Annotated in this window: 23 protein-coding genes and 1 riboswitch; of the genes, 21 read left to right on the top strand and 2 right to left on the bottom strand. The window is 38.9% G+C overall.

Translation table 11 applies throughout. The annotated features are described in order from the left end of the window. Positions 1-23: 23 nt before the first annotated feature. Positions 24-785 (bottom strand): IclR family transcriptional regulator, encoded by a 762-nt coding sequence (locus tag ACN6MX_RS15415; protein ID WP_419959725.1) that lies wholly within the window; start codon positions 783-785, stop codon positions 24-26. Between the two features lie 75 nt (positions 786-860). On the opposite strand from ACN6MX_RS15415, the gene ACN6MX_RS15410 reads away from it, so the two are divergent. The 18 genes from ACN6MX_RS15410 to ACN6MX_RS15325 all read left to right on the top strand — a co-directional run bounded on the left by ACN6MX_RS15410 (position 861) and on the right by ACN6MX_RS15325 (position 19,764). Continuing rightward, on the top strand, positions 861-1,361 hold the full coding sequence (locus ACN6MX_RS15410) for a DinB family protein (RefSeq protein WP_419959724.1): 501 nt from the start codon (positions 861-863) through the stop codon (positions 1,359-1,361). Positions 1,362-2,386: 1,025 nt separating this feature from the next. Then, a complete protein-coding gene (locus ACN6MX_RS15405; protein ID WP_419959723.1) occupies positions 2,387-2,806 on the top strand; it encodes a PaaI family thioesterase in 420 nt (139 codons plus the stop codon). 391 nt (positions 2,807-3,197) lie between these two features. Continuing rightward, positions 3,198-4,262, top strand: coding sequence for a phosphotriesterase (locus tag ACN6MX_RS15400; protein ID WP_419959722.1), 1,065 nt, complete (start codon positions 3,198-3,200; stop codon positions 4,260-4,262). 70 nt (positions 4,263-4,332) lie between these two features. Further along, the gene (locus ACN6MX_RS15395; RefSeq protein ID WP_419959721.1) at positions 4,333-5,292 is read left to right on the top strand and encodes a phosphotriesterase family protein; all 960 of its coding nucleotides are present in this window, start codon (positions 4,333-4,335) and stop codon (positions 5,290-5,292) included. Between the two features lie 56 nt (positions 5,293-5,348). Then, positions 5,349-6,512 (top strand): thiolase domain-containing protein, encoded by a 1,164-nt coding sequence (locus ACN6MX_RS15390; protein ID WP_419959720.1) that lies wholly within the window; start codon positions 5,349-5,351, stop codon positions 6,510-6,512. A gap of 3 nt (positions 6,513-6,515) precedes the next feature. Continuing rightward, positions 6,516-6,932, top strand: a complete 417-nt coding sequence (locus ACN6MX_RS15385) for a Zn-ribbon domain-containing OB-fold protein (RefSeq protein WP_419959719.1) — start codon at positions 6,516-6,518, stop codon at positions 6,930-6,932. A gap of 28 nt (positions 6,933-6,960) precedes the next feature. Further along, complete coding sequence (locus ACN6MX_RS15380) at positions 6,961-8,670, top strand: CocE/NonD family hydrolase (RefSeq protein WP_419959718.1); 1,710 nt, start codon at positions 6,961-6,963, stop codon at positions 8,668-8,670. A 94-nt stretch (positions 8,671-8,764) separates the two neighbouring features. Next, a complete protein-coding gene (locus ACN6MX_RS15375) occupies positions 8,765-9,718 on the top strand; it encodes an MBL fold metallo-hydrolase (protein ID WP_419959717.1) in 954 nt (317 codons plus the stop codon). A gap of 16 nt (positions 9,719-9,734) precedes the next feature. Continuing rightward, positions 9,735-10,424 carry a CoA transferase subunit A gene (locus tag ACN6MX_RS15370; protein WP_419959716.1) on the top strand — a complete coding sequence of 230 codons (690 nt, stop codon included), beginning with the start codon at positions 9,735-9,737 and terminating at the stop codon, positions 10,422-10,424. Continuing rightward, the gene (locus tag ACN6MX_RS15365) at positions 10,417-11,103 is read left to right on the top strand and encodes a 3-oxoacid CoA-transferase subunit B (protein WP_419959715.1); all 687 of its coding nucleotides are present in this window, start codon (positions 10,417-10,419) and stop codon (positions 11,101-11,103) included. Before ACN6MX_RS15370 ends, ACN6MX_RS15365 begins: the two co-directional genes overlap by 8 nt. After that, on the top strand, positions 11,100-11,846 hold the full coding sequence (locus tag ACN6MX_RS15360) for a GntR family transcriptional regulator (RefSeq protein ID WP_419959714.1): 747 nt from the start codon (positions 11,100-11,102) through the stop codon (positions 11,844-11,846). Before ACN6MX_RS15365 ends, ACN6MX_RS15360 begins: the two co-directional genes overlap by 4 nt. Positions 11,847-12,025: 179 nt before the next feature. Continuing rightward, the gene (locus ACN6MX_RS15355) at positions 12,026-13,393 is read left to right on the top strand and encodes an MFS transporter (protein ID WP_419959713.1); all 1,368 of its coding nucleotides are present in this window, start codon (positions 12,026-12,028) and stop codon (positions 13,391-13,393) included. Beyond that, positions 13,377-14,483: an FAD-dependent oxidoreductase gene (locus ACN6MX_RS15350; protein WP_419959712.1), complete on the top strand. Its 1,107-nt coding sequence runs from the start codon at positions 13,377-13,379 to the stop codon at positions 14,481-14,483. The genes ACN6MX_RS15355 and ACN6MX_RS15350 overlap by 17 nt, the downstream gene beginning before the upstream one ends. 104 nt (positions 14,484-14,587) lie before the next feature. Next, entirely contained in the window at positions 14,588-15,523 is a 936-nt protein-coding gene (locus tag ACN6MX_RS15345; protein ID WP_419959711.1) for an alpha/beta hydrolase, read from the top strand. Positions 15,524-15,716: 193 nt separating this feature from the next. Next, positions 15,717-16,694: a ring-cleaving dioxygenase gene (locus ACN6MX_RS15340; RefSeq protein ID WP_419959710.1), complete on the top strand. Its 978-nt coding sequence runs from the start codon at positions 15,717-15,719 to the stop codon at positions 16,692-16,694. A gap of 564 nt (positions 16,695-17,258) precedes the next feature. Continuing rightward, entirely contained in the window at positions 17,259-18,221 is a 963-nt protein-coding gene (locus tag ACN6MX_RS15335) for an ABC transporter ATP-binding protein (protein WP_419959709.1), read from the top strand. Then, complete coding sequence (locus ACN6MX_RS15330; protein WP_419959708.1) at positions 18,222-18,866, top strand: ABC transporter permease; 645 nt, start codon at positions 18,222-18,224, stop codon at positions 18,864-18,866. A gap of 4 nt (positions 18,867-18,870) precedes the next feature. Continuing rightward, positions 18,871-19,764 carry a glycine betaine ABC transporter substrate-binding protein gene (locus ACN6MX_RS15325; RefSeq protein ID WP_419959707.1) on the top strand — a complete coding sequence of 298 codons (894 nt, stop codon included), beginning with the start codon at positions 18,871-18,873 and terminating at the stop codon, positions 19,762-19,764. A 42-nt stretch (positions 19,765-19,806) separates the two neighbouring features. On the opposite strand, the gene ACN6MX_RS15320 is transcribed toward ACN6MX_RS15325, so the two are convergent. After that, the gene (locus ACN6MX_RS15320) at positions 19,807-20,289 is read right to left on the bottom strand and encodes a QueT transporter family protein (RefSeq protein ID WP_419959706.1); all 483 of its coding nucleotides are present in this window, start codon (positions 20,287-20,289) and stop codon (positions 19,807-19,809) included. A 7-nt stretch (positions 20,290-20,296) separates the two neighbouring features. Next, a riboswitch (PreQ1 riboswitch) is annotated at positions 20,297-20,341 on the bottom strand. 115 nt (positions 20,342-20,456) lie between these two features. On the opposite strand from ACN6MX_RS15320, the gene ACN6MX_RS15315 reads away from it, so the two are divergent. The 3 genes from ACN6MX_RS15315 to ACN6MX_RS15305 all read left to right on the top strand — a co-directional run bounded on the left by ACN6MX_RS15315 (position 20,457) and on the right by ACN6MX_RS15305 (position 22,364). Next, positions 20,457-21,644, top strand: a complete 1,188-nt coding sequence (locus ACN6MX_RS15315; protein ID WP_419959705.1) for an MBL fold metallo-hydrolase — start codon at positions 20,457-20,459, stop codon at positions 21,642-21,644. Beyond that, positions 21,631-21,882 (top strand): DUF3006 domain-containing protein, encoded by a 252-nt coding sequence (locus ACN6MX_RS15310; protein ID WP_419959704.1) that lies wholly within the window; start codon positions 21,631-21,633, stop codon positions 21,880-21,882. The genes ACN6MX_RS15315 and ACN6MX_RS15310 overlap by 14 nt, the downstream gene beginning before the upstream one ends. A 218-nt stretch (positions 21,883-22,100) precedes the next feature. After that, positions 22,101-22,364 carry a CD3324 family protein gene (locus ACN6MX_RS15305; RefSeq protein WP_419959703.1) on the top strand — a complete coding sequence of 88 codons (264 nt, stop codon included), beginning with the start codon at positions 22,101-22,103 and terminating at the stop codon, positions 22,362-22,364. Positions 22,365-22,464 lie beyond the last annotated feature (100 nt).

Below are 22,464 nucleotides of genomic sequence, written 5' to 3'. Positions count from 1 at the left end.
AGAATACAAAAAAGAAAGAGGAATTACTCCTCTTTCTTCTTATATCCGTAAATAGTAGACATCTCTTTACTCATGGAAATTATTTGTTGAATGATATCTGCATCAAAGTTACTTGGCACATCTTCACTAAATCCAACGACTGAAAAAGCACCTACAAGCTCGTTTTTATAATTGAGAATCGGAAAACCAATAGATGAAACATGGCGTACAAGTGGTTCATGTGCATATGTAAAATGGTCTTTTCTTATTTGCTTAAGTTCATGTTGAAATTTAGCTATATCGAATTGTTCAATTGTTTGTTGCTCCTTCTCAATCCAATTAGTAAATTCTAGTGAATTTGCGTAAGCTGCAAAAATTTTCCCAGAAGCAGAGGATAGCGGTAATTTTGTTCCTACTTGTGCCCCGATATTTAAACCATAATTGGAGTTCCAAATATTTGTAATGATTGGCCCATCATTAACCCAAGTTGCTAGTAGTGTGGTCATGCTTGTGATTTTACTAATCTCTTTAAAATAGGGAGTTAATCTTCCGACAAAATCAGCGTTTTGCAAAGCTGAAGATCCGTACTCTAAAAATTTATAGCCTAGTGAAAAGTATCCTCTTTTTTGTTCGCGATATAATAAGTCCAACTGCGTTAAAGTATTTAAGTATTTATATAAATTACTTTTGGAAATACCAGTAATTTCTTGGATATCTGAAAATTTTAATGGAATATCGCTTTGTGCAACGGCATCAATAATTTGGATACCCAAAGTTAAGGAGCCGATTGTAGTATTGCTAGACATTACATTTCATTCCTTCCACGTTTCTTATTAAATTACAAAGAACGGTTTAAAACCGTAACTAAGGAGTATTTTACAATGACATTAGAGAAATTGAAAGAAGGTTCAACTAATATCAAAACTACCATCGATCAAATGGTAAATATTGTCGAGACAACAGAATCATCTTTATTATACAAGAAGCCATCTGCAGATGAGTGGTCAGTTATGCAAATTGCTACCCATGTTATTGAAGCAGTTGAATTTTGGGTAGCGGATTTAGAAGCATTATTAATCGTTCCAGGAGCAAAATGGGGTCGTAATCACGAACATGTTCGACGTTTAGCTGCTGTAGAAGAAAATTATGTTGCTTCTGTTTCCAAAGAACAAGCAACTACCCGTCTTCAATCGCTCATTCCTCTTACAGAAGGAGCGTTTGTAAAAGTTCAAGCAGAAGACTTAGAAAAAACTGCACCGAGCTATAATCCTAATTTTGATGGCAAACCACTGTCATTTTTAATTGATCATTTAATTATTAAGCATCTAAAGGGTCACTTAGGGCAAATGGAAAGACATTTAGCAAAAGTACAAAATCAATAGAGTTAATAGTATTAAAGAGAACTAGTTGGGTGAGGTAAAGCACAAGAGACAAATATGTTCTTTTGTGCTTTATTTCTAAAAAGATAAGAAAGTATAAAAAATGCCTTGTGAACACCGGGTTCATGGTATTTGAAAGAATAATAAATACCACTGATTTCCGTTTCAGGTGGGGACAAAGGAACGAAGGCTAGGTGCGCCACCTCCTGTGGCAAAGCCTTCGTGACCAACGTCCTGTTGGCCTCCGCGGGGGGAGCGATGAACCATCACCATCGCTTGCGCGTCGATGTGACGTTTCATCTGTCTCCCTCCTCCCGCCGGAGTCGCCACCTTTCACTACAATCCATTTATGTAGTACTCCATTATAAGATTTGACAAAGCATATCGCTTAGATAATAAGATTAACTGCAGTTAATGTAGGGAAAAATGATTTGTACTCGCTGATGAAATAGAAGTACTGTACTGTTATTCAATGATAGATGGTGGCTGACAATTTTCTTTTACTAGTGGAAGTAGAGAAAAATAGTAAGTATTCGCCCTGTAAAGAAGCGAAACAGCGAACGAAATTGTTTCTTCGGGGCCCGCACGATGCGGGTCAGGCAGTCGTTGCGACACGATGTCGCGTACCTAGACTGTCATCCGCCTCATTGTATAGGATAGTTATCTTTTCTATAGTTATCCAAAAAAGCACTAACCTGTTTCTAAAAGTTGTAGAAGGGTGAAGGACAGATAAAGTGAAACTTCAATTAGTGGGGCTTCATTCCCCACTGATTTAAAAACTGAACTCAGGCAAATAACGCCGCGTCGTGCGGCAATGCCTGAGTGACCAGCATCCCTAAAAATTCAACCGGTAATCATATAACAAAACGTCTGTCCAAAGCCCTTCGAAAACGATAGAAACAGGTTTTACTTTAAAGGACCGGGCGTTTTTTTTTCTGGTTTTTCTAATATCCTTATAGAACTATAAATGAGAGTATTTTACAAAATATTTAGGTATGATAGTGTCATTAGACAGAGGAGGTAGTTATATGGGAAATTTAACCGATCTAACACAAGAGTTTGAAGAATCCAATTTTTTTAAGTATCTAGGCTTTGAATGTTTAAGTGTTGAATATGGAAAGGCAAAAATTCAAATTCAAAAGGGACCGAACATTTCTAACTTGAAGAATATGCTGCACGGTGGAGTCATCATGACGGGGCTCGACATAGTGATGGGACTAACTTCAAGGTCTTTAGGAGTAAAGGCAGCTTCAACTATGCAAATGGAAGTAAGATTCGTAAATAGTGTCTTTGAAGGTACTACGGAGTTTACGGGAGAACTTGTACACCAATCAAATAATACTGCCATTTTAAATGGCAAAGCTACAGATGAACAAGGTGACTTAATCGCTTATAGTACCTCAACTTTTAGATTATATGATAAGGAGCACCATGAGTTTAGCAAATGAAATGATGAACATGTCGCATCTCTTAAACTATTAATACATTTAGCATACAAATGTATTAATAGTTTTACTCAACGAATAAAGTTTTTTAAAAAATAAATAATAGTAATAGTTTAATTCATCCTGTAAAAACCCTTACATAACGGGGATTTTCTACCCTTTTTATCACCTTAAAACTCAATCCATTCTATAACATCCCAATCTTTAACCTATTCTAAAGAGTCAGAAAAGTAATTGACTTTGGTATAACAATATTATAATATTCCATTATGAACTTTGTTTTTAAATCATATTTTACTTCAAAAGAAAGCGGTTACAACCAAAGGACCATATGATGGATCTTTTGAACACTTTCAAATTTTCAAGAACTACTAAAATGATAGGAGGTTTTACAATGTTAGATAGTTTGCAAGAAAAAAATACAGGCGTTGTTCGTACCGTTCTTGGACCGGTATCGACGGAAGATTTAGGTGTAGTACTTATAAATGAATCACTTCTTTCTGTATATCCAGGAGCGGAGTTAGCACCTGAAATTAATATGGATAAAAGCGAAATCTTTGAGGTGTTAAAGCAAAAGCTAAACGATTTCCGTCGACAAGGTGGGAAAACAATCGTAGATGCTAGTGGAATGTTCCACGGTCGAGACGTATGGCTATATCAATCACTTTCCAAAGCAACAGGTGTTCATATAATTGTAACAACGGGCTTAGGACCTGAGAAATTGTTAGGCGGTTATTTCCTTACACCACAAACAAACCCTCCTACTCCTTGGCCAGCAGAAAAATTTGCCGGTCTTTTCACAAAAGAAGTAGTTGAAGGTGTTGTTGTTCCACGTGTTGAACGCTCGACAGCTGCAGGATTAGTCGTTTCAATCGCTAGCACAGAAGGTATTACAAACGAAGAGAAGAGCCTTTTCCGTGGTTCTGCAATAACAGCTCGTGATACAGGAGTTGCGGTAGCAGTACAACATGGAGCAGATGCAGTTGCTGATTTAGAACTTTTGTTAGCAGAAGGTATTGACGCAAGCCGTGTAATTATTGGGAGTATCGATCGTCAAGGAGCAGTAGCTAGTAAATCAGCTATTGAAATCGCTAGCCGCGGTGCTTATGTAGCAATTGATCATATTGGTTGGGGCTCAGAAGACGGTTATGTAAGCGATGCAGAACGTGTGAAATTAGTTATTGAATTACTAGAAGCAGGATTTGTAGAACGTATTCTACTTTCTACGAGTGCTGTAGGTATTGCGAAAGGCCATGAAGCGAAAGATCTTGCCTACGATTATTTATTATCGACATTTGTCCCTTTGTTACGCAAAGCGGGAGTGACGGATGAACAAGTACGTACATTGTTAGAAGAAAATCCACAACGAGTACTGACGGTGGATGAGTCAGCAGAACTGAAAATTAAAGAATTTTCTCCAACTGCTTGGAAAGACCTGTTCTCTCCAGTCGATCACTAAATCAAACGCATAGAAATAAAAATATATCCACAATTTGAACGAAGTAAAAACAATGATAGGAGTGACAGAAATGGGTAAGGTTAATACGGTTTTAGGTCCGGTTGCATCAGAAGATTTAGGAATTACATCGTTGCATGAGCATATTGGGTTTGGTTTACCGGGATGTGACTTAGATACACAATGGTGGAAAAAACCTGATGAGGCGTTTGAAGTAACGATTGCCAAGTTACGTCGCTTCCGGGAACACGGTGGTAAAACATTTGTAGATTGTACTGGGATTGGAAACGGACGTGATCTTGAATATTTCCAAGTTCTATCACGTAGAACAGGTGTACATATTGTAGCAGTAACTGGTTTCGTAGCAGGTGACTCCGCTTTAGCTTACTTCCGTGAAAAATCAGTCGAATATTTAACAGATTTATTTGTTCAAGAAATAACAGTTGGTATTGCTGGTACAAGTGCAAAAGCGGGTGCGATAAAAGTTGGTGTAAGTCGGGGCGGTAAGTTAAGTGAGCTAGATAAAAGAATTTACCGAGCAGCTGCGCGTGCTGCAGTAAAAACAGGTGCACCAATCATTACACACTTAACTACAGATCCGCATACAGCAATTGAAATTTTCAATGAGGAAGGTCTTTCGTTAGATCGTGTTTTAATGGGTCACGCAGATGTCGGTCAGGACGTAGATGAAGAGCGCGATTCATTAATCGCAAACCTTGGAGGATATGTTGGTTTCGATACAATTGGTTACGACTTAGATATGGAAAACCCGCCTTATTGGGGACGTTATCGTAAAGATCGTGTAGACCATTTCATGCGATTCCTAGATAAAGGGTTTGTAGAAAAAGCGGTTATTGCTGCAGATGCAAATTGCTGTGCATTAGGATGGCCGGGTCTAAAAGGGCATTCTGTAAACTATTTATTTGAAGAGTTTTTACCAGATATTCGTAAAGCAGGAGTAACTGAAGAGCAAATTGAACAGCTCTTAGTTCATACACCTGCAACATTCTTATCCCTACAAGATCCTCGTTAATTTGCGAAGCATTGGATTTCAAAAATTGGTTGAACAGATTAAAGGGGGTTAGGAAGATGAGTATTAAAGGAGCGGCTTTTATAGCTGGGGCATTTGAACACCCAACGCGTAAAGCAGAAAACAAATCAGTTGCTGTCTTACATGCTGAATGTGCAAAAGGTGCATTAGAGGATGCAGGGCTATCATTCAAAGATGTGGACGGATACTTTTGTGCTGCTGATGCGCCAGGTGGTGCCCTTTCTATGGTCGAGTATTTAGGGCTAAATGTGCGTCATCTCGATTCAACAGATATTGGCGGTTCATCATACATTGCGCATGTATCACATGCCGCGCAAGCAATCGCTGCTGGTAAATGTAATGTCGCATTAATAACGATGGCAGGCCGCCCACGCTCTGAAGGCAGAAGTGGTGTCAAACAGAAAATCGTAGGTGCAAATGTTCCTGATGTACCATTCGAGCTTCCTTTTGGACCTACTGCCGTTAATGAGTACGCAATGGCAACGATGCGTCATATGCATGAATACGGTACGACGAGTGAACAATTGGCCTGGGTAAAAGTGGCGGCTTCACAGCATGCACAATATAATCCGAATGCCATGTTACGAGACTTAGTGACAGTTGAAGATGTACTAATGTCTCCGATAGTAGCAGATCCTTTACACCGTTTAGATTGCTGTGTCGTAAGTGATGGTGGAGGGGCGTTGGTAATAGTTAGTCCTGAAATTGCAAAAAGCTTAAAACGCCCCCTTATAAAAGTGTTAGGTAGTGGTGAGGCTCCTAAAGGACTATTAGGAGGCAAAGTTGATCTTACATATTCAGGAGCTATTTGGTCAGGGCCAAGAGCTTTTGCGGAGGCGGGAGTTACGCCCGGGGATATTAAATATGCTTCCATCTATGATAGCTTCACTATTACGGTGTTGATGCAACTGGAGGACTTAGGTTTTTGTAAGAAGGGCGAAGGTGGTAAGTTTGTCGATGATGGAAATCTAATATCAGGTATTGGCAAGTTGCCTATCAATACAGATGGTGGCGGTTTAAATAATAATCACCCAGCAAGCCGTGGCGGCATCGTCAAAGTAATCGAGGCGGTTCGTCAGCTGCGCGGAGAGGCTCATCCAAATGTTCAAGTGAAAAATTGTGATCTTGCATTAGCTCATGGTACGGGAGGCGGACTAGCAAGCCGTCATGGTAGTGCGACACTTATCTTGGAGAGGGTGTAAATCATGGTAACAACCTATCAATCTAGAACAATGGTAATTCCTGAGATTCATCCAGAACACCAAGCTTATTGGGATGCTGCTGCAGAAGGAAAGCTATTGATCAAACTATGTGATTCTTGTGATGAGTTCCATTATTATCCCCGAGTTATATGTCCAAATTGCACGAGCGATAAAACATCATGGGTCGAAGCTAAAGGTACTGGAGTTATTTACACGTATAGTGTAATGCGAAGAGGCGTACAGTATGCGATTGCTTTCGTTGAGCTCGATGAAGGACCGAAAATGATGACGAATATCGTTGACTGTGACCTCGATACAGTACATATCGGTCAAAGAGTAAAAGTGGTATTTAAGCAAAGCGGTGATGAAGATAAACCGGGTCCCTTTATACCATGCTTCACACCAATTGTGGAAGAATAAGGGGATATTAAAAAAGGAGAGAATTTAAATGATTATCACTAAGGATGAACGCATTAAAATGCGTGACGGTGTACATATTGCTGCAGATATTTACCGTCCTGAAGGCACGGGAAAAGTACCAGCATTACTTGCTATTAGCCCTTACGGTAAAGAACTTCAAGCTCAGGCACTAACATTACCTCCGCAAGCACGTCCAAGTCATCTTTGGAACGGTGCCATTGAGGCAGGGGACATCACCGAAGTAGTTTCACGGGGTTATGCGCATATTATTGCGGATATACGGGGAACGGGGGGCTCTGAAGGACAAATGTGCGGTAACTATAACTCTGGTGGTCATGGGGATGGCAAGGATATTTATGACCTTGTGGAATGGCTAGCGGAGCAAGATTGGTGCGATGGGAACATCGGAATGATTGGTATTTCATACTTTGCATCTGTTCAACTATTAGGAGCTGCAGAGCAACCACCACATTTAAAAGCAATATTTGCAAACGGTGGTCACTTCGATCTTTATGAACTTTGTTATCACGGTGGGATTATGTGGTTAATGCCACGTGCTTCTCGTGAAGGACGCGGCGGCGATAGCGGTAATGCATTCAATAATGTAGCAAGTAAGAGCTCGAAAGTATTCACACCTGAAGAGCTTAAACAAAAAACGCAAGAACGTTTAAACGATCCAGATATCGCACATTGGTCAGACTTTGTTCATCTATTACATTATCAAGATCGTCATGAATTATGGATGGATTACTTACTAAACCCACTTGATGGCGAGTTTTGGCAAAAAGATTCGGCAATAGAAGTAGCGCATAAAGTAACAATCCCAACATACTTCCAAGCAAAATGGGGGCGTGGTTGGAATGTAGAAGGCACACTAGAAGGATTCCATAAAGTATCAGGCATTAAAAAACTTGATATCCAAGCGCTTCCACCTATGTTAGAGCGTCCATTCCATGAAAATCATGACGAAATGTTCCGATGGTATGATTACTGGTTAAAAGGTATTGATACAGGCATTATGGATGAACCGACAGTGCAGTTTTCTGTAGAGGGTTCTTACAAATGGCGTGGAGAAGATCAATGGCCATTGCAATATGAAGAAAAGAAAGAGTTCTACCTACGTCCTCGCCATAAAATTAGCGAGAAACCAGAACCTTTAGCTTCTGAATATGCTCATCCTGATGGATTCTATCAAGCACCATTAACAGTAACTACAAAATCGGAAACGATTAAGTGGACGAGTGATAAATTCTTAGAACCTGTAGAAATGACAGGCACAGGGGCATTATATATCCATGCGGAAATAGATACAGATGATACTAACTTCATCTCTAAGCTCTATGATGTAGATCCAGGTGGCAAGCGCACTTTAATGACATCAGGCTATTTAAAAGCATCTCATCGCGAATTAAATGAAGAAAAGTCAATATATGGAGAGCCATGGCATCCGCATAACCGAGTGGTACCCGTAACTCCTGGTGAAATTAATGAGTATGCAATCCGATTATATCCATTTTCATTTCTTATTAAAGCAGGACATCGCATCGAATTAGAACTTGCATGTAACGAGCCGCTTGATGGGGAAGATGCAAAATTATTACCACCAGATAGCTACCACTTACCGAGTGGGCGTGCAACAACTCATAAAATCTATCGTGATAAAGATCATCAATCTCGTTTAGTATTACCGGTTATTCCAAAAGAGTTCAATGTATTGAACAATGCGAGTGCAAAATAATTGCATGCTTCAATGGGGAGAATCTTCTAACAAGCTATAGCATTTCCTCGATTAGGGGCATTGTAGTACCAACTTAATTAGAGGAGTGAAACGAATGGAAAGTTCAGTACATGTTATTCCGATTGAATGTAAATTCGGTCCAGTCTCTGCATTTGCTTATTATGTGGACGCGTTAGAACCAGCAATCATTGATACAGGAGTTAATGTATCTGCTGCGCAAGATATTGAGCCAATTCTTGCCCAAAACGGCATACGAATTGAGGATATTCGCTGGATTCTTTTAACACATGGTCATGTAGATCATCTTGGTGGTGCTTATGCAATATGGGAAAAGACAGGAAGACGTGCAAAAGTGGTAATACCGGAAAAAGAAGCTCGATTATTACGAAATCTTAATGAACATATTGTTGATTACAAAGCACTCCAAGGAAAATACATTAACGATCGAGCAATACAAGAAAAGCATATCACCATGTTAACAACGGACATCGGTAACAATATAGAACCAGAAATTGAAGTCAAAGATGGTGATCACATCAGCCTTGGTGGTAACGTATCGTTAACCGTTGTTGAAACACCGGGACACTCAATTGGATCAGTAACATATGTACTAGATGGTCTCAATTGGGCATTCGCGGCGGATGCGGTTCAAATGTATGGTGGATTAGGTGGCTTACCTACTATTGAAGATTCGGGGCTATATCGTGAAAGTGTTCATCGTTTGTTGGAAGAAGTTCATCCCAGTCGTTTGTACTTAGGGCATCCATTTCGCAATGTCAATGGTGAATTGCAAAGTGCACAAATTACTGGTGAAGAGGTAGGATCAGTTCTGCAAGCAAGCCTTGATATGGATGCGAAATTGACTGATCTTATGCAGCGTCATCTCTCTAGAGATACTCAGTCCAGCGAAAGTAATGGACTATATGGACCGTTTGAAGCCATTGCAAATGAAATTGGTTACACTGGAGATCCACGAAACTTGCCTTGCTCATTCTTTGTGACAATGCATGCTTATCAAGAAGAACTGAAAAGTACATATAAAAAGTGAGAGGAGGAAAAAATAAATGATCCAGAAACGATTTGGAAATGTAGCCGAAGCAGTTGCTGATATAAAGGACGGTGCGACGCTACTCGTTGGAGGATTTGGCGGCAGTGGTTTACCTTTAAACCTCATCTCCGCTCTTACAGAACATGGAGTAAAGGATCTGACGGTTGTATCCAACAATATTGGTGCCGTTAGTGATGGAGTTGCTGCACTTATTAGTAATAACCAAGTACGAAAGATTATCTGTTCTTTCCCAGTAGGTCCACACGCAGATGATTTAGTAGAACGTCTCCAAAAAGGTACGATTGAGTTAGAAATTGTACCTCAAGGAACATTAGCGGAGCGTATCCGTGCAGGTGGAGCAGGAATCCCAGCATTTTACACGCCAACTGCGGTTCAGACTGAACTGGGAGAAGGTAAGGAATCACGTGAATTTAATAATAGAGAATATCTTCTAGAGCATGCGATTGTCGGTGACTATGCTTTTGTTAGGGCCTTTCGTGCAGATCGATGGGGGAATCTTATTTATCGCAAAGCACAACGTAACTTTAACCCAGTAATGGCGACAGCCGCAAAAATTACAATTGCAGAAGTAGACGAAATTGTAGAAGTTGGAGAAATTAATCCAGAAACAATTGTTACGCCGAGCGTTTACGTACATCGTTTAGTTCAAGTGGAAAGCGAAAGGAAGGTGCTCGTAAATGAGTAAAGAGCTAGAGCAAATTGGCTGGTCAATGCCAGACTTAGCTTCTCGAGTAGCTTTAGATTTAGAGGATGGCTGGTTCGTGAATCTTGGGATTGGTTTACCTACACTTGTAGCAGATTATATTCCGGAGGGAAAAGAGATTATTTTACACAGTGAAAATGGTCTTCTTGGATTAGGACCAAAACCTGAACCAGGTGAAGAGGATTGGGATCTTGTGAATGCAGGAAAAGAACCCATTACACTACGACCAGGAGGAGCGTTCTTCTCACAATCAGAATCCTTTGCGATGATTCGTGGCGGTCACCTTGATGCAGCAGTTCTAGGTGCTTTTCAAGTTTCACAGTATGGTGACCTGGCTAGTTGGAAGCTTCCTAACGCTACTCTAGGGCGTGTTGGTGGAGCAATGGACCTTACTGCCGGCAGTAAGCGGGTGTTCCTGTTTATGCAGCATACTAGTAAGCTAGGACCTAAGATCGTAGAGGAATGTACGTATCCACTAACGACTCCTCGTTGTGTAGATCGTATTTATACGAATCTAGCGATAATCGATGTAACAGAGGATGGACTTCTCGTTTTAGAGCTTGCTCCTGGTGTTACGTTTGAATATGTACAAGAACGTACGGCAGCGCCGCTTAAGGTACATGCTGACTTGAAAACAGAGATTATAGGAGTGCAGCTATGACTAAACAACTTACAATTGATCGACAATCAGGGGTGCCACTTTATAAACAAATTAAAGAAATTTTGATAAAGGAACTTAAAGCTGCTGCTATTGAAACAGGTCGACCATTTAGTACTGAGCATGAGTTAGTTGAGAGGTTTCATGTGAGTAGGGCACCTGTCCGTCAAGCACTAAAGGAGCTTGCTAACGAGGGCTATGTATACAGAGAGCGAGCGAAGGGTACATTTCCCGTTCAAGAGCTTCCAGTAAGACCCCCAGGATTAGAATTAGGAGGACTAGTTGGCTTCCTTCGTGATCAAGGGATGGATTGTAAATCGAAAATATTAAGTGTGGATCGTGTGCTACCTACGGAGAATCTTTGTGAGATTCTCCGTATTGAACCAGAAGTAGAAGTTCTAAGAATTTCTCGCTTAATCCTGCTCAAAGGAAAACCGCTTGTATGGGCGCAGACCTATCTGCTCGTTCCAGAGGATTTTAATCCAGGAACAAAAGAGTTAGAGGAAGCAGAAAGTGTCTTTGTACTTCTTGAGAACGAGCAGGGTACATTCATTTCCAAAGGGGATCATCAAATCTATGCAGCAGGTGCAAGCCAAATGGAGGCCGAGATTTTGAGTGTTGAGGATAAAGAACCTGTTCTTATTATGGAAACAAAGCTACACACCCGTAATGATCGAATTATAGGATGGAGAAAAGCCGTTCACAGAGCTTCTGATTATAAGTTATCTTTCACAGTGAATCGTTAGTGACTTTTGCTGCCTTTTGATAATAACCCGCCCAAGAATGTCAGGTAGCGGACAAACTCCTTGGTTCAAAATCGAATTTTGGAGTTTGTCTTTGATTTATGAAATGCCAAGCAATTACGAAATGAACTGATTGTTGGAAATTTGAGCGTATATCTACTCTATACGACTGGGGGATAAGGATGTCCAAAATAAATATTACCGACGTTGTGAATGAAGGGAAATTTAACCGCTTTCATTTGGGATTATTGATTTGTTGTTGCCTCATTATTGTTTTTGATATGTTCGATCTTGTTATCTATAGTTCCATAGTGCCTATTATTATGGAGGAATGGTCCATTTCACCTGTTGAAGCGGGAGCCATTGGTAGTTACGGAATTTTCGGGATGATGCTAGGGGCTATATTTTTTGGAATTTTAGCTGACAAATTTGGAAGAAAGAATATCCTCATTTTATGTGTGATCCTATTTAGTATATTTACATTTTTATGTGCATTTGCACCAGGTCCATTAACGTTCTCTACTTTTCGATTCATTGCTGGGGTAGGTATTGGTGGTGTATTGCCAAATGTAATTGCTATAATGACCGATTATGCACCAAAACATTTGCATAACACCATGGTATCAATCGTAATGTGTGCCTTTTCAGTAGGAGGAATTTTGGCAGGTTTTGTAGGTATTTACTTTATACCTCTTTTGGGGTGGAAAAGTGTTTACTGGGTAGCAGCGATTCCACTTTTAATCATTCCATTTATGATTAAGTATTTTCATGATTCACCCGCTATTCTTTTGGTGAAAGGTCGAATAGATGAACTTCGTTACGTTCTTTCAAAAGTGAATGACAAGGTATCCTTAACACCGGAAATAGAGTTTGTAACAAGTACAGAAATCGAAAAAGATCCTAGTTCGCCCGTGATTGCATTATTCAAAAATAATCGTGCATTAGGTACGGTAATGATCTGGATTGCCTTTTTCATGTGTTTGTTAATGATAAATGGAATCAGTATTTGGCTTCCTAATTTGATGTTTAGTGCTGGCTATGCTCTTAGTTCCAGTTTATCCTTTATGATTGTTTTAAATATCGGTGCTATTATCGGAACGTTAATCCTTGGGGGTCTTGCCGATAAATTTGGAGTTAAGAAAGTGCTAGTTCCGATGTTTATAATGGCAGCGGTTTCATTGACACTTCTTGGTTTTAAAAATAACATGATTGTTCTCTATTTATTAGTATTAATAACTGGTGCATGTACAATGGGGGCTCAAAACATTTCATATGCCTTTGTATCCCAATACTATCCATCATTAATGCGCTCAACTGCCATAGGTTTTGCTTCGGGAATTGGAAGAATTGGGGGGATTATAGGGCCAACATTTGGAGGCATCCTCGTTTCACTTAATCTATCCACACAAATGAATTTTCTTTCGTTTGCAATTCCAGGCATTCTAGCAGCTATTGCTTTTTCATTTGTTCCAGTAAAACGTACTCATCACAAAAAAACAATCGAAATCAATATTACTGAGGAGGAAAATGTTTATGAAATCGAAAGCTGAATTAAGAATCGCTATTATTGGGGGAGGCATTGCTGGTGCATCAACAGCAATTGCATTAAACGCAAAAGGAATTCGTGCAGATGTGTATGAGCAAGCATCATCGTTTGGTGAAGTGGGAGCTGGAATTGGAATCCGACCACCAAGTGTAAGATGCTTCAAAGAGTGGGGAATTTACGAAGCGCTAGAGAAAGTAACAAATCGTAGTGATCATATGGAAATCATTGCCGGAGATGATCATTTACTTATTAAAGAGACATGGCCAGTACTAACAGATGACAAAACAGAAGCGTACTCTCGTTTAGTTCATCGTGCAGATTTATTGGACACACTAGTAAATAATATTCCTACTGATCAACTTCATTTAGATCACCGCTGTGAATCTATAATCGATCACGGTGATTATGCAGAAGTGAAATTTTCGAACGGTAAAACAATTGAAGCTGATATAGTAGTTGCCGCTGACGGTATTCGTTCGCCTATTCGAAATCAAGTACTAGAACCTGTTGAAGCAATCTATTCTGGTTATCTTGCGCATCGTGTATTAATCGACTTCGATCAAGCACTTGGGATGGCTTCAGATGAAAATATTTTACGTATTTACGTAGATGGTGATAACTCATGTTATTTCTTACCACTTCATAATCGTAATCAAGTATCTGTAGATATTACAGTGCCAGGTGAGTTCGCATGGCGTCCAGAGCTAACAAAAGAAGAAATTATGGAAAGTATTAAAGGTTTCGGTCCAACTGTTCAAAAAGTTATAGAGAATATTAAATTAGAAGATATAGTAACTCGTCCGTTATGTGATTTGGAACCGATCGATAAATGGACTACAAATACAGTTGCGTTAATCGGTGACTCTGCTCATGCAATGCTTCATAACCAAGGTCAAGGAGCTAACATGGCAATGCAAGATGCTGAAGTATTGGCAAAAGCAATTGCCGAAGAGGCAACGGTTGTTGATGCACTAAAAAAATACGAAGAGCTTCGTAAACCAGTAACGCAACTTTACCAAAAACTATCTCGTCTTTTCCCATCAGATCAAGCAAAAACTGCTTTCCCTGAAAAAGAGCACTTCGAAGCTCTGTAAGCTATTTTTTAAAATCAGTTTCATAGTAAGGATATTTCCATACCTATTATAATAGGTATGGAAATTCTGTTATGTTATACAAATGAAATAGGAGGTTGTCACAGATGCCAGTACATCCTGAGATAAAAAAAATTTTAGATATCATTCCTAAATATGATCCGAACCACAAAGTTGTTCCAGAAGAACATAGAAAAATGTTCGATGCACCGATTTTACCTATTGAACAGCGTGTACAAGTTCATGCTGTTGAAGAAAAAACAATTTCAACTCCTGAGGCTGATCTAACAATAAGAATTTATACGCCGGAGGAAGGAGATTCATATCCTATTCTTATGTATTTCCACGGAGGTGCATTTCTCTCAGGAAATTTAGAAAGTCATGACGAAGTGATTCGCCCGATTTGTATGGAATCTGGTTATAAGGTTGTTTCAGTCGGTTTTCGCTTAGCACCAGAGCATCCATACCCTGCGGCCCTAAATGATTGCTATTATGCAACAAAGTGGGTAAAGGAAAATAAGGAAGAATTACAATGGGATGGACAGAATCTTGCTCTTGCCGGTGACAGTTCTGGTGGTAACTTAGTTGCTGCAGTCTCGCTAATGGCTCGTGATAAAAAAGAATTTAATATTACAAAGAATGTGTTACTATATCCATCGTTAGACCTTGATTTTAGTACTTTCCGATATTCATCATTAACTGAAAATGGAACAGGTTATTTTGTAGAAAGTGCTCAATTAGCCGAACTTAATGGCTTTTATTTATTAGGGGGAGTAGATACAGATAACCCGCTTGTATCGCCAATCAGGGAAGAAAACTTAGAAAACTTCCCAGAATCTCTTATTGTCACTGCAGAATATGATCCATTCAGAGATGAAGGAGAACTATTTGCAGAGAACCTAAAAAAATCAGGTGTACCTGTTGAGTTAAAACGATATGATGGAGTAACTCATGGGTTCTTAGGGAAATGGACGCATCTAGATGAATATAAAGGTGCGTATGGATTTATAGGTGAGTTTTTAAATACAGCTTCAGTGGATTAAAGAACTTTATAGGAGAATTAAAAAACTGTCTTCACTATGGGGCAGTTTTTTTTATGTAAAAAATACTCCAATTGGATGTTTTCTTTTGTTATTTGGTGGAAGGATAAGAATATTGACATGCTTTTTTATTCATGATAAAATTACTTTGAATTAGAGATACTTAATTTAAAGATAAAATATTGGAGGAATATATATGAATCACTTAAAAGGTATGCACCATGTTACTGCAATTACAAGCAGTGCTGAAGAAAATTACAAATTTTTCACAAATGTATTAGGTATGCGACTCGTTAAGAAGACAGTCAACCAAGATGATATTCAAACCTATCATTTGTTTTTCGCAGATGATGTTGGTGGAGCTGGAACGGATATGACGTTTTTTGACTTCCCTAACATTCCAAAGGGTACACATGGTACAAATGAAATATATCGTACGGGATTCCGTGTACCGACTGACGCGGCTTTAGATTACTGGGTAAAACGTTTTGATCGTTTAGATGTGAAGCATACTGGTATTCAAGAACAATTTGGAACAAAAGTACTGTCATTTGTTGATTTCGACGATCAACAATATCAACTAATATCTGACGAAAACAATAAAGGTGTTGCAGCAGGAACACCATGGCAAAAAGGTCCGATTCCACTAGAATATGCTATTACTGGTCTAGGTCCAATTACTATTCGTATTGCTGAATTTGACTATATGAAAGAAGTGCTCGAAAAGGTTTTATTATTTAGAGAGATTGGACAAGATGGAGCATTCCACTTATTTGAAGTTGGTGAAGGTGGTAATGGTGCACAGGTTATAGTGGAGAAAAATATTATTCTTCCTCCAGGTCGTCAAGGTTTTGGAACAGTTCATCATGCAGCATTTCGAGTAGAAGATAGAGCTGTCCTAGATGAATGGACACAACGTATGGAAAGCTTCGGTTTCCGAACATCAGGATTTGTCGATCGTTTCTTCTTCCAATCATTATATTCGAGAGTTGCAAACGGAATACTATTTGAATTTGCAACAGATGGTCCAGGATTTATGGGAGATGAACCATATGAAACACTAGGAGAAAAATTATCCTTGCCCCCATTCCTAGAACCAAAACGTAAACAAATCGAAGGACTGGTTCGTCCAATAGATACAGTACGAAGCACAATCGAGTTTGTAAAAGAATAAAAATTAAGTCAGCCGCTTCCTAAAGGAGGCGGTTTTTTGCATTATAAATAGACAACTAGATACTTTTGGAAAAATAATACGTTCAGCATGTAAATGAACTATGTGAGCAAGTAACCTAGCGAACAATGCAAGTAAAGGTCCTGCAAGTGCAAGTAAACAGTTGGTGAAAGCTAGTAACAATAGCCCGGTAGCCATACGAGAGAGAAAGCACACTATACGAGAGCCGCGGGTAGCTATACGAGAGAGAAAACCCTCTATACGAGAGCCGCCGGTAGCCATACGAGAGAGAAAGCGCTCTATACGAGAGCCACCGGTAGCAATACGAGAGAGAAAGCACTCTATACGAGAGCCACCAGCAGCTATGCGAGAGAGAAAGTGTTCTATACGAGAGCCACCCGTAGCTATACGAGAGAGCCATCCATACGAGAGACAACAACTTATAAATAGAGATTTCTACAAACTACAATGTTTTTCAAAAAAATAAAGAAATTCATGGCTTTATTTTAAACTTTTAGGGTATACATAGTTGGTAGTAAATATAGTAATAGAAAGGAGGAAAGTGAGTTGATTCGTTTCGATAATATTACGAAAGTATTTTCAGATGGAACACAAGCTTTGCGGAATGTCTCTTTAACAATTCCGAAAGAGCAATTAGTGGTCATCATTGGACCGAGTGGATGCGGTAAAACTACTCTTCTAAAACTGATCAATCGCTTAGAAACTCCTACGTCTGGTGAAGTATACGTTGAGGATAAAGCAATATCCACTATAGATCCTGTTGAACTAAGGAAAACAATCGGATATGTTATTCAACGAATTGGTTTGTTCCCGCATATGACAATCGAAAGAAATGCAGCGCTTGTGCCGAATTTGAAGGGGTGGGCAAAGGATAAGACGACAGCTCGAATTCACGAATTAATGAAGATGGTTGGACTTGAACCCAAACAGTTCCTGCGAAAGTTTCCACTGGAGTTAAGTGGTGGTCAGCAGCAACGAATAGGTGTTGTGCGCGCACTGGCTGCAGACCCGGATATTATGTTGATGGATGAACCATTTAGTGCATTGGATCCGATAAGCCGTGAACAATTGCAAAATGAGGTGAAATATTTACAGGAAAAGATTAAGAAGACAATCATTTTTGTTACGCATGATATAGATGAGGCATTAAAAATTGCAGATATGATCGTTGTTATGAAAGATGGAAAGATAGAGCAAGTTGGAACTCCGACAGAGTTAATAGAAAATCCTATTAATAACTTTGTGAAAAATTTTATAGGAATTGAACGAATCAATAGAAAAAAATCGGTTGGCAAAAGAGAGTTACAGGACTTCGCGTCGTTTTTTGAAGGTGAAAGGGAATCCAATTATATAGAAGTTGACGCTTCTATGTTAGTGGAAGATGCTATCGCTTTACTGGAAAATGAAAGTACAAAGGGGTTGCTAGTAAAACGAAACAATAAGGTGCTAGGCTTTGTTAATCAATCCATACTTCTTCGGGCAATGCTTGCAAAGGAAGAGGTGTTATAAGTGAAAAATTTTATAGAAACGATTCAAAGTCGTTCAGATTTAATACAAGAGGCATTTTTACAGCATATTTACTTATCCTTTATTGCTTTAGCGATTGGGATTGCAATTGCCTTACCCTTAGGAATATTAGTTGCAAGATATCGTAGAATAGCAGAGCCAGTTATTGGAATTACCGCCATCTTTCAGACAATACCTAGCTTGGCCTTATTCGGATTTCTTGTGCCACTTATAGGAATTGGTGCTAAAACAGCTTTGATTGCCCTGATTATCTATACACTTTTACCTATTTTACGTAATACATATACTGGTATTTCAAATATTGATGAATCGATGATTGAGGCTGGTAGGGGAATGGGGATGACGAAAAGTCAGCTGCTTTGGCAGATTCAATTCCCACTTGCTTTACCATTTATAATGGCGGGTATTCGAACTGCTACAGTTCTGACTGTAGGTATAGCAACACTGGCGACATTTGTTGGAGCAGGTGGTTTAGGGGATGTAATTTACCGTGGATTGCAATCCTATAATAATTCGCTCGTTCTAGCTGGTGCCTTACCCGTTGCATTATTAGCAATTCTGTTTGATCTAATATTGAAATGGATTGAGAAAAGAGTTACACCAAAAGGAATGAGTATGGGAGGATGACGGGATGAAAAAGTTAGTAGGGATAGTGGGACTTGCAGCAGTAACGCTTTTAAGTGCTTGCTCGAATTCAGAAGAATCATTAGTAATTAGCGGAAAGCCATGGACAGAACAATTTATACTTCCACAGATTTTAGGGCAATATATCGAGGAGAAAACAGATATCGATGTGGAATATAAAGAAGGCCTAGGGGAAGTAGCAATTATGACTCCAGCTTTGGAAAAAGGCGATATTGATCTGTACGTGGAGTATACTGGAACCGGCTTAAAGGATGTTTTGAAAGAGGAATCTGAGGTGGGAGAAAGCTCAGATAGTGTGTTAGAAAAAGTAAGGGAAGGCTATAAGGAGCAATTTGAAGCTACATGGTTAAGTCCACTTGGGTTTGAAAATACGTATACATTGGCTTATACAAAGGATAATGGGTACAATGCAGAAACTTACTCAGACTTAGTAGAGGCTTCTAAAAAGGGTGATATGGTATTTGGAGCACCTCATGCATTTTATGAAAGAAAAGGAGATGGCTTTGACGATTTAATAAATACATATCCATTTGTATTTTCAGAAACGCAAAGTTTAGATCCAAATGTAATGTATGAAGCATTGAAAAATGGCGATGTCGATGTCATACCTGCATTTACGACAGATGGTCGCATTGAGCGCTTTGATTTGCAAACGACAACGGATGATTTAGGGTTCTTCCCTAAGTATGACGCCGCTCCAGTCGTACGTTTAGATGCATTAGAAAAGTTCCCGGATTTAGAGGATACGCTAAATGAATTGGCAGGAAAAATAACCGAAGAAGACATGTTGAAGATGAACGCGAGAGTAGATATTGATGGTGATAAACCAGAGGATGTAGCTCATGACTTTTTAGTAGAAAAAGGATTAATAAAAGAATAAAAAAACACCCGAATCTAGCATTCTAGATTCGGGTGAAATTATTTAGATTAGCTCTTTGAAATTCAATCGTTTGTTTAAAACAAAGATTATCGGAACACCAACTGCCAATACTGCGAATTCACCAGCTGCAACTGTTAGCCATGTATAGAAGAATGGGAGGTCAAACGCAATCATTAACTCGAGTGCGATGATACACATTGTAAATGTAAATAGTAGTGTATTAATAACCATGCGGGCAATGTTCCCTTTTACATACTTAGTTGCCAAAATCGTTAATGACAAAGTAATGATAGAATGCGCTACTCCAAATGTTAGGTCGAAAGCTGCCATTGGAGAAAATATATTTGTGATGAATACTCCTAATACAATTCCAAAAAAGTATTTTTTATTAAATACGATTAAGTGATTAAACATCTCGGCAATACGAAACTGTACTGCACCAAATGCAAAAGGAGCCACTAGTAGAGATACCGCGACATAAAGAGCAGCAATAACACCAGTTACTGCAATAGTTTTTGTTTTCATTATTCATTTCTCCTTAGTTTTTTTCCGTGGGAGGTTCTCGAACCACGTTAGTTTTCACAAACAGTTATTCTATGCGAATAGTTATCAACTGTCAAGAGAATTTGTAATATATGAATCTGGTTTTCCTATGGTAGAATGGTACACAGCAACGAAAAGGAAGGTTTTATATGAGAAAGATAATAATGCTAGTATGCATATGTATAGTTATTTTGCTAAGTGGCTGTACACAAAATCAACAATCAAACACGTCTCAGACACCCGCCGAGGCTCGTAAAGAGATGAAGGTCCATTTTCTAGACGTAGGCCAAGGGGATTCTATTTTTATACAATCTCCGAACGGAAAAAATTTACTAGTCGATGGAAGTACAAAACAAGCTGGAAAAGATGTAGTAGATTATCTACGGAAGCAAGGAGTTGAAAAACTCGATTATGTAGTGGCAACTCACCCGGATGCCGACCATATCGGTGGACTGATTTCCGTTTTGAACTCTATATCTATAAAACACTTTGTGGATTCTGGTAAGGTACATACCTCTCAAACATACGAGGAAATGCTGCAGCTTATATTAGATAAAGATATACCGTTTATCGTGCCAAATGTTGGTGATAATATCTCATTAGATGATGAGCTAGATATTAAAGTTTTAAATGTCGGAGCTGAATCAGATGATAATAACGAAGCATCGATTGTGTTAAAAATAACCTACGGGGAGATTTCCTTTTTATTGATGGGAGACGCAGATACTGTTGTGGAAAAGGAAATATTAGAACGCGTAAACGTAGAAGCAACTGTTTTGAAAGCTGGACATCATGGTTCAGACACGAGTAGCTCAGAAGAGTTTGTTGAGGCAGTAAATCCTAAGGTTACTATTTTAAGTTATGGTAAAGATAATTCCTATGGCCATCCGGATGCGGAAGTTATGTCGAGGCTAGAACAAATAAAGACACAAATATATGGTACTGCAGAAGTTGGTAATATAGTGGTGGAAACTGATGGAGTAGATTATAACGTACTAACAAATGGAAGTGTGGAGCCATCTGACATTGCCGATACAGCAATAGGCATTAACATTTCTAGTAAAGATCTTCGAGGGGAGATAGTCGGAATTACCAATTCTGGGGAGATTAATATTAGTTTAAAAGATTGGCAATTAGTTTCCGTAGTTGGCAATCAAATATTCAAGTTTCCAAACATAACCTTACAGGCCGGGGATACGATTTACGTAACAAGTGGTCCCGAAGCAAAAGAAGGCTCAGGTTATCTGAAATGGACGAACGGACAAATGTGGAGAAATGATGGGGATGCAGCTACATTATTAAATAACAAAGGAGAGATTGTGAGTGAATTCGAATAAATACACGCTAGACCGTTTTGAAGGGGATTATGCAGTCTTTTTGAAATACCCAAATGAAACCGAGAGCCTCCTTGTCCATAAGTCTGAACTAAAGGATAATGTAAAAGAAGGAGATATAGTTAAAATTTCAGTGATAGAAGATGAAGATAAATATGAAATTGAATCTCTGAAAGAAGAAACAACTAACCAAAGAGACAAAATTAGCAAATTGCTTGATCAATTAAAAAAAAGAACATGATGTAATTTTCATTTGTATTAAAACAGGAAGTGTTGCATCTTGGAGGTGAGTAAAATGGCAAATAGTGGAATCTTGCTAGATAGTGAAACGTCTCATGCAAAGCCTAATGATGGAAAGGCGATACTTTGTATGAGAAGCTATAATTTAATATATATCGCCATTTCATAATATTGGCTTTGCACCTTATTTAAATAGTAAAAATAAGGAGCGAGCATAAAATGACATATATCAAGGCAACTTCCGTTTTACCTGATGAGCTAGTGAAGGAAATTCAAAAGTATATTCAAGGAGAAACGATTTATATCCCTAAACCGGGGAAAACTTATAAACAATGGGGGACGCTTTCTGGTGAAAGAAAGCGGATTGATGAGCGAAATAATTCTTTAAAAGAGGCATATAAAAATGGAATTCCCATGGTCCAGCTTGCAAAAGATTACTATCTCTCCATCGAAACTATTAAGAAAATTATCTATACAAAGTAAAAGGTATACTGGTAGCTCCTTAAGGGGCTACTAGTTTTTTTATGATTTATGTGGTGAAAACAATTCTTAATCATCTTATCCATTTATTAAATAATTACTT

It is taken from the genome of Psychrobacillus sp. BM2, assembly GCF_048572895.1.
Lineage (GTDB): Bacteria > Bacillota > Bacilli > Bacillales_A > Planococcaceae > Psychrobacillus.
Note: the sequence above shows the minus strand (reverse complement) of the source record. Positions and strands in the feature narration are given on the sequence as shown.

Coding starts and splice junctions, on each gene's coding strand:
- ACN6MX_RS15415 (WP_419959725.1), bottom strand. CDS start 785: ATGTCTAGCAATACTACAATCGGCTCCTTAACTTTGGGTATCCAAATT.
- ACN6MX_RS15410 (WP_419959724.1), top strand. CDS start 861: ATGACATTAGAGAAATTGAAAGAAGGTTCAACTAATATCAAAACTACC.
- ACN6MX_RS15405 (WP_419959723.1), top strand. CDS start 2,387: ATGGGAAATTTAACCGATCTAACACAAGAGTTTGAAGAATCCAATTTT.
- ACN6MX_RS15400 (WP_419959722.1), top strand. CDS start 3,198: ATGTTAGATAGTTTGCAAGAAAAAAATACAGGCGTTGTTCGTACCGTT.
- ACN6MX_RS15395 (WP_419959721.1), top strand. CDS start 4,333: ATGGGTAAGGTTAATACGGTTTTAGGTCCGGTTGCATCAGAAGATTTA.
- ACN6MX_RS15390 (WP_419959720.1), top strand. CDS start 5,349: ATGAGTATTAAAGGAGCGGCTTTTATAGCTGGGGCATTTGAACACCCA.
- ACN6MX_RS15385 (WP_419959719.1), top strand. CDS start 6,516: ATGGTAACAACCTATCAATCTAGAACAATGGTAATTCCTGAGATTCAT.
- ACN6MX_RS15380 (WP_419959718.1), top strand. CDS start 6,961: ATGATTATCACTAAGGATGAACGCATTAAAATGCGTGACGGTGTACAT.
- ACN6MX_RS15375 (WP_419959717.1), top strand. CDS start 8,765: ATGGAAAGTTCAGTACATGTTATTCCGATTGAATGTAAATTCGGTCCA.
- ACN6MX_RS15370 (WP_419959716.1), top strand. CDS start 9,735: ATGATCCAGAAACGATTTGGAAATGTAGCCGAAGCAGTTGCTGATATA.
- ACN6MX_RS15365 (WP_419959715.1), top strand. CDS start 10,417: ATGAGTAAAGAGCTAGAGCAAATTGGCTGGTCAATGCCAGACTTAGCT.
- ACN6MX_RS15360 (WP_419959714.1), top strand. CDS start 11,100: ATGACTAAACAACTTACAATTGATCGACAATCAGGGGTGCCACTTTAT.
- ACN6MX_RS15355 (WP_419959713.1), top strand. CDS start 12,026: ATGTCCAAAATAAATATTACCGACGTTGTGAATGAAGGGAAATTTAAC.
- ACN6MX_RS15350 (WP_419959712.1), top strand. CDS start 13,377: ATGAAATCGAAAGCTGAATTAAGAATCGCTATTATTGGGGGAGGCATT.
- ACN6MX_RS15345 (WP_419959711.1), top strand. CDS start 14,588: ATGCCAGTACATCCTGAGATAAAAAAAATTTTAGATATCATTCCTAAA.
- ACN6MX_RS15340 (WP_419959710.1), top strand. CDS start 15,717: ATGAATCACTTAAAAGGTATGCACCATGTTACTGCAATTACAAGCAGT.
- ACN6MX_RS15325 (WP_419959707.1), top strand. CDS start 18,871: ATGAAAAAGTTAGTAGGGATAGTGGGACTTGCAGCAGTAACGCTTTTA.
- ACN6MX_RS15320 (WP_419959706.1), bottom strand. CDS start 20,289: ATGAAAACAAAAACTATTGCAGTAACTGGTGTTATTGCTGCTCTTTAT.
- ACN6MX_RS15315 (WP_419959705.1), top strand. CDS start 20,457: ATGAGAAAGATAATAATGCTAGTATGCATATGTATAGTTATTTTGCTA.
- ACN6MX_RS15305 (WP_419959703.1), top strand. CDS start 22,101: ATGACATATATCAAGGCAACTTCCGTTTTACCTGATGAGCTAGTGAAG.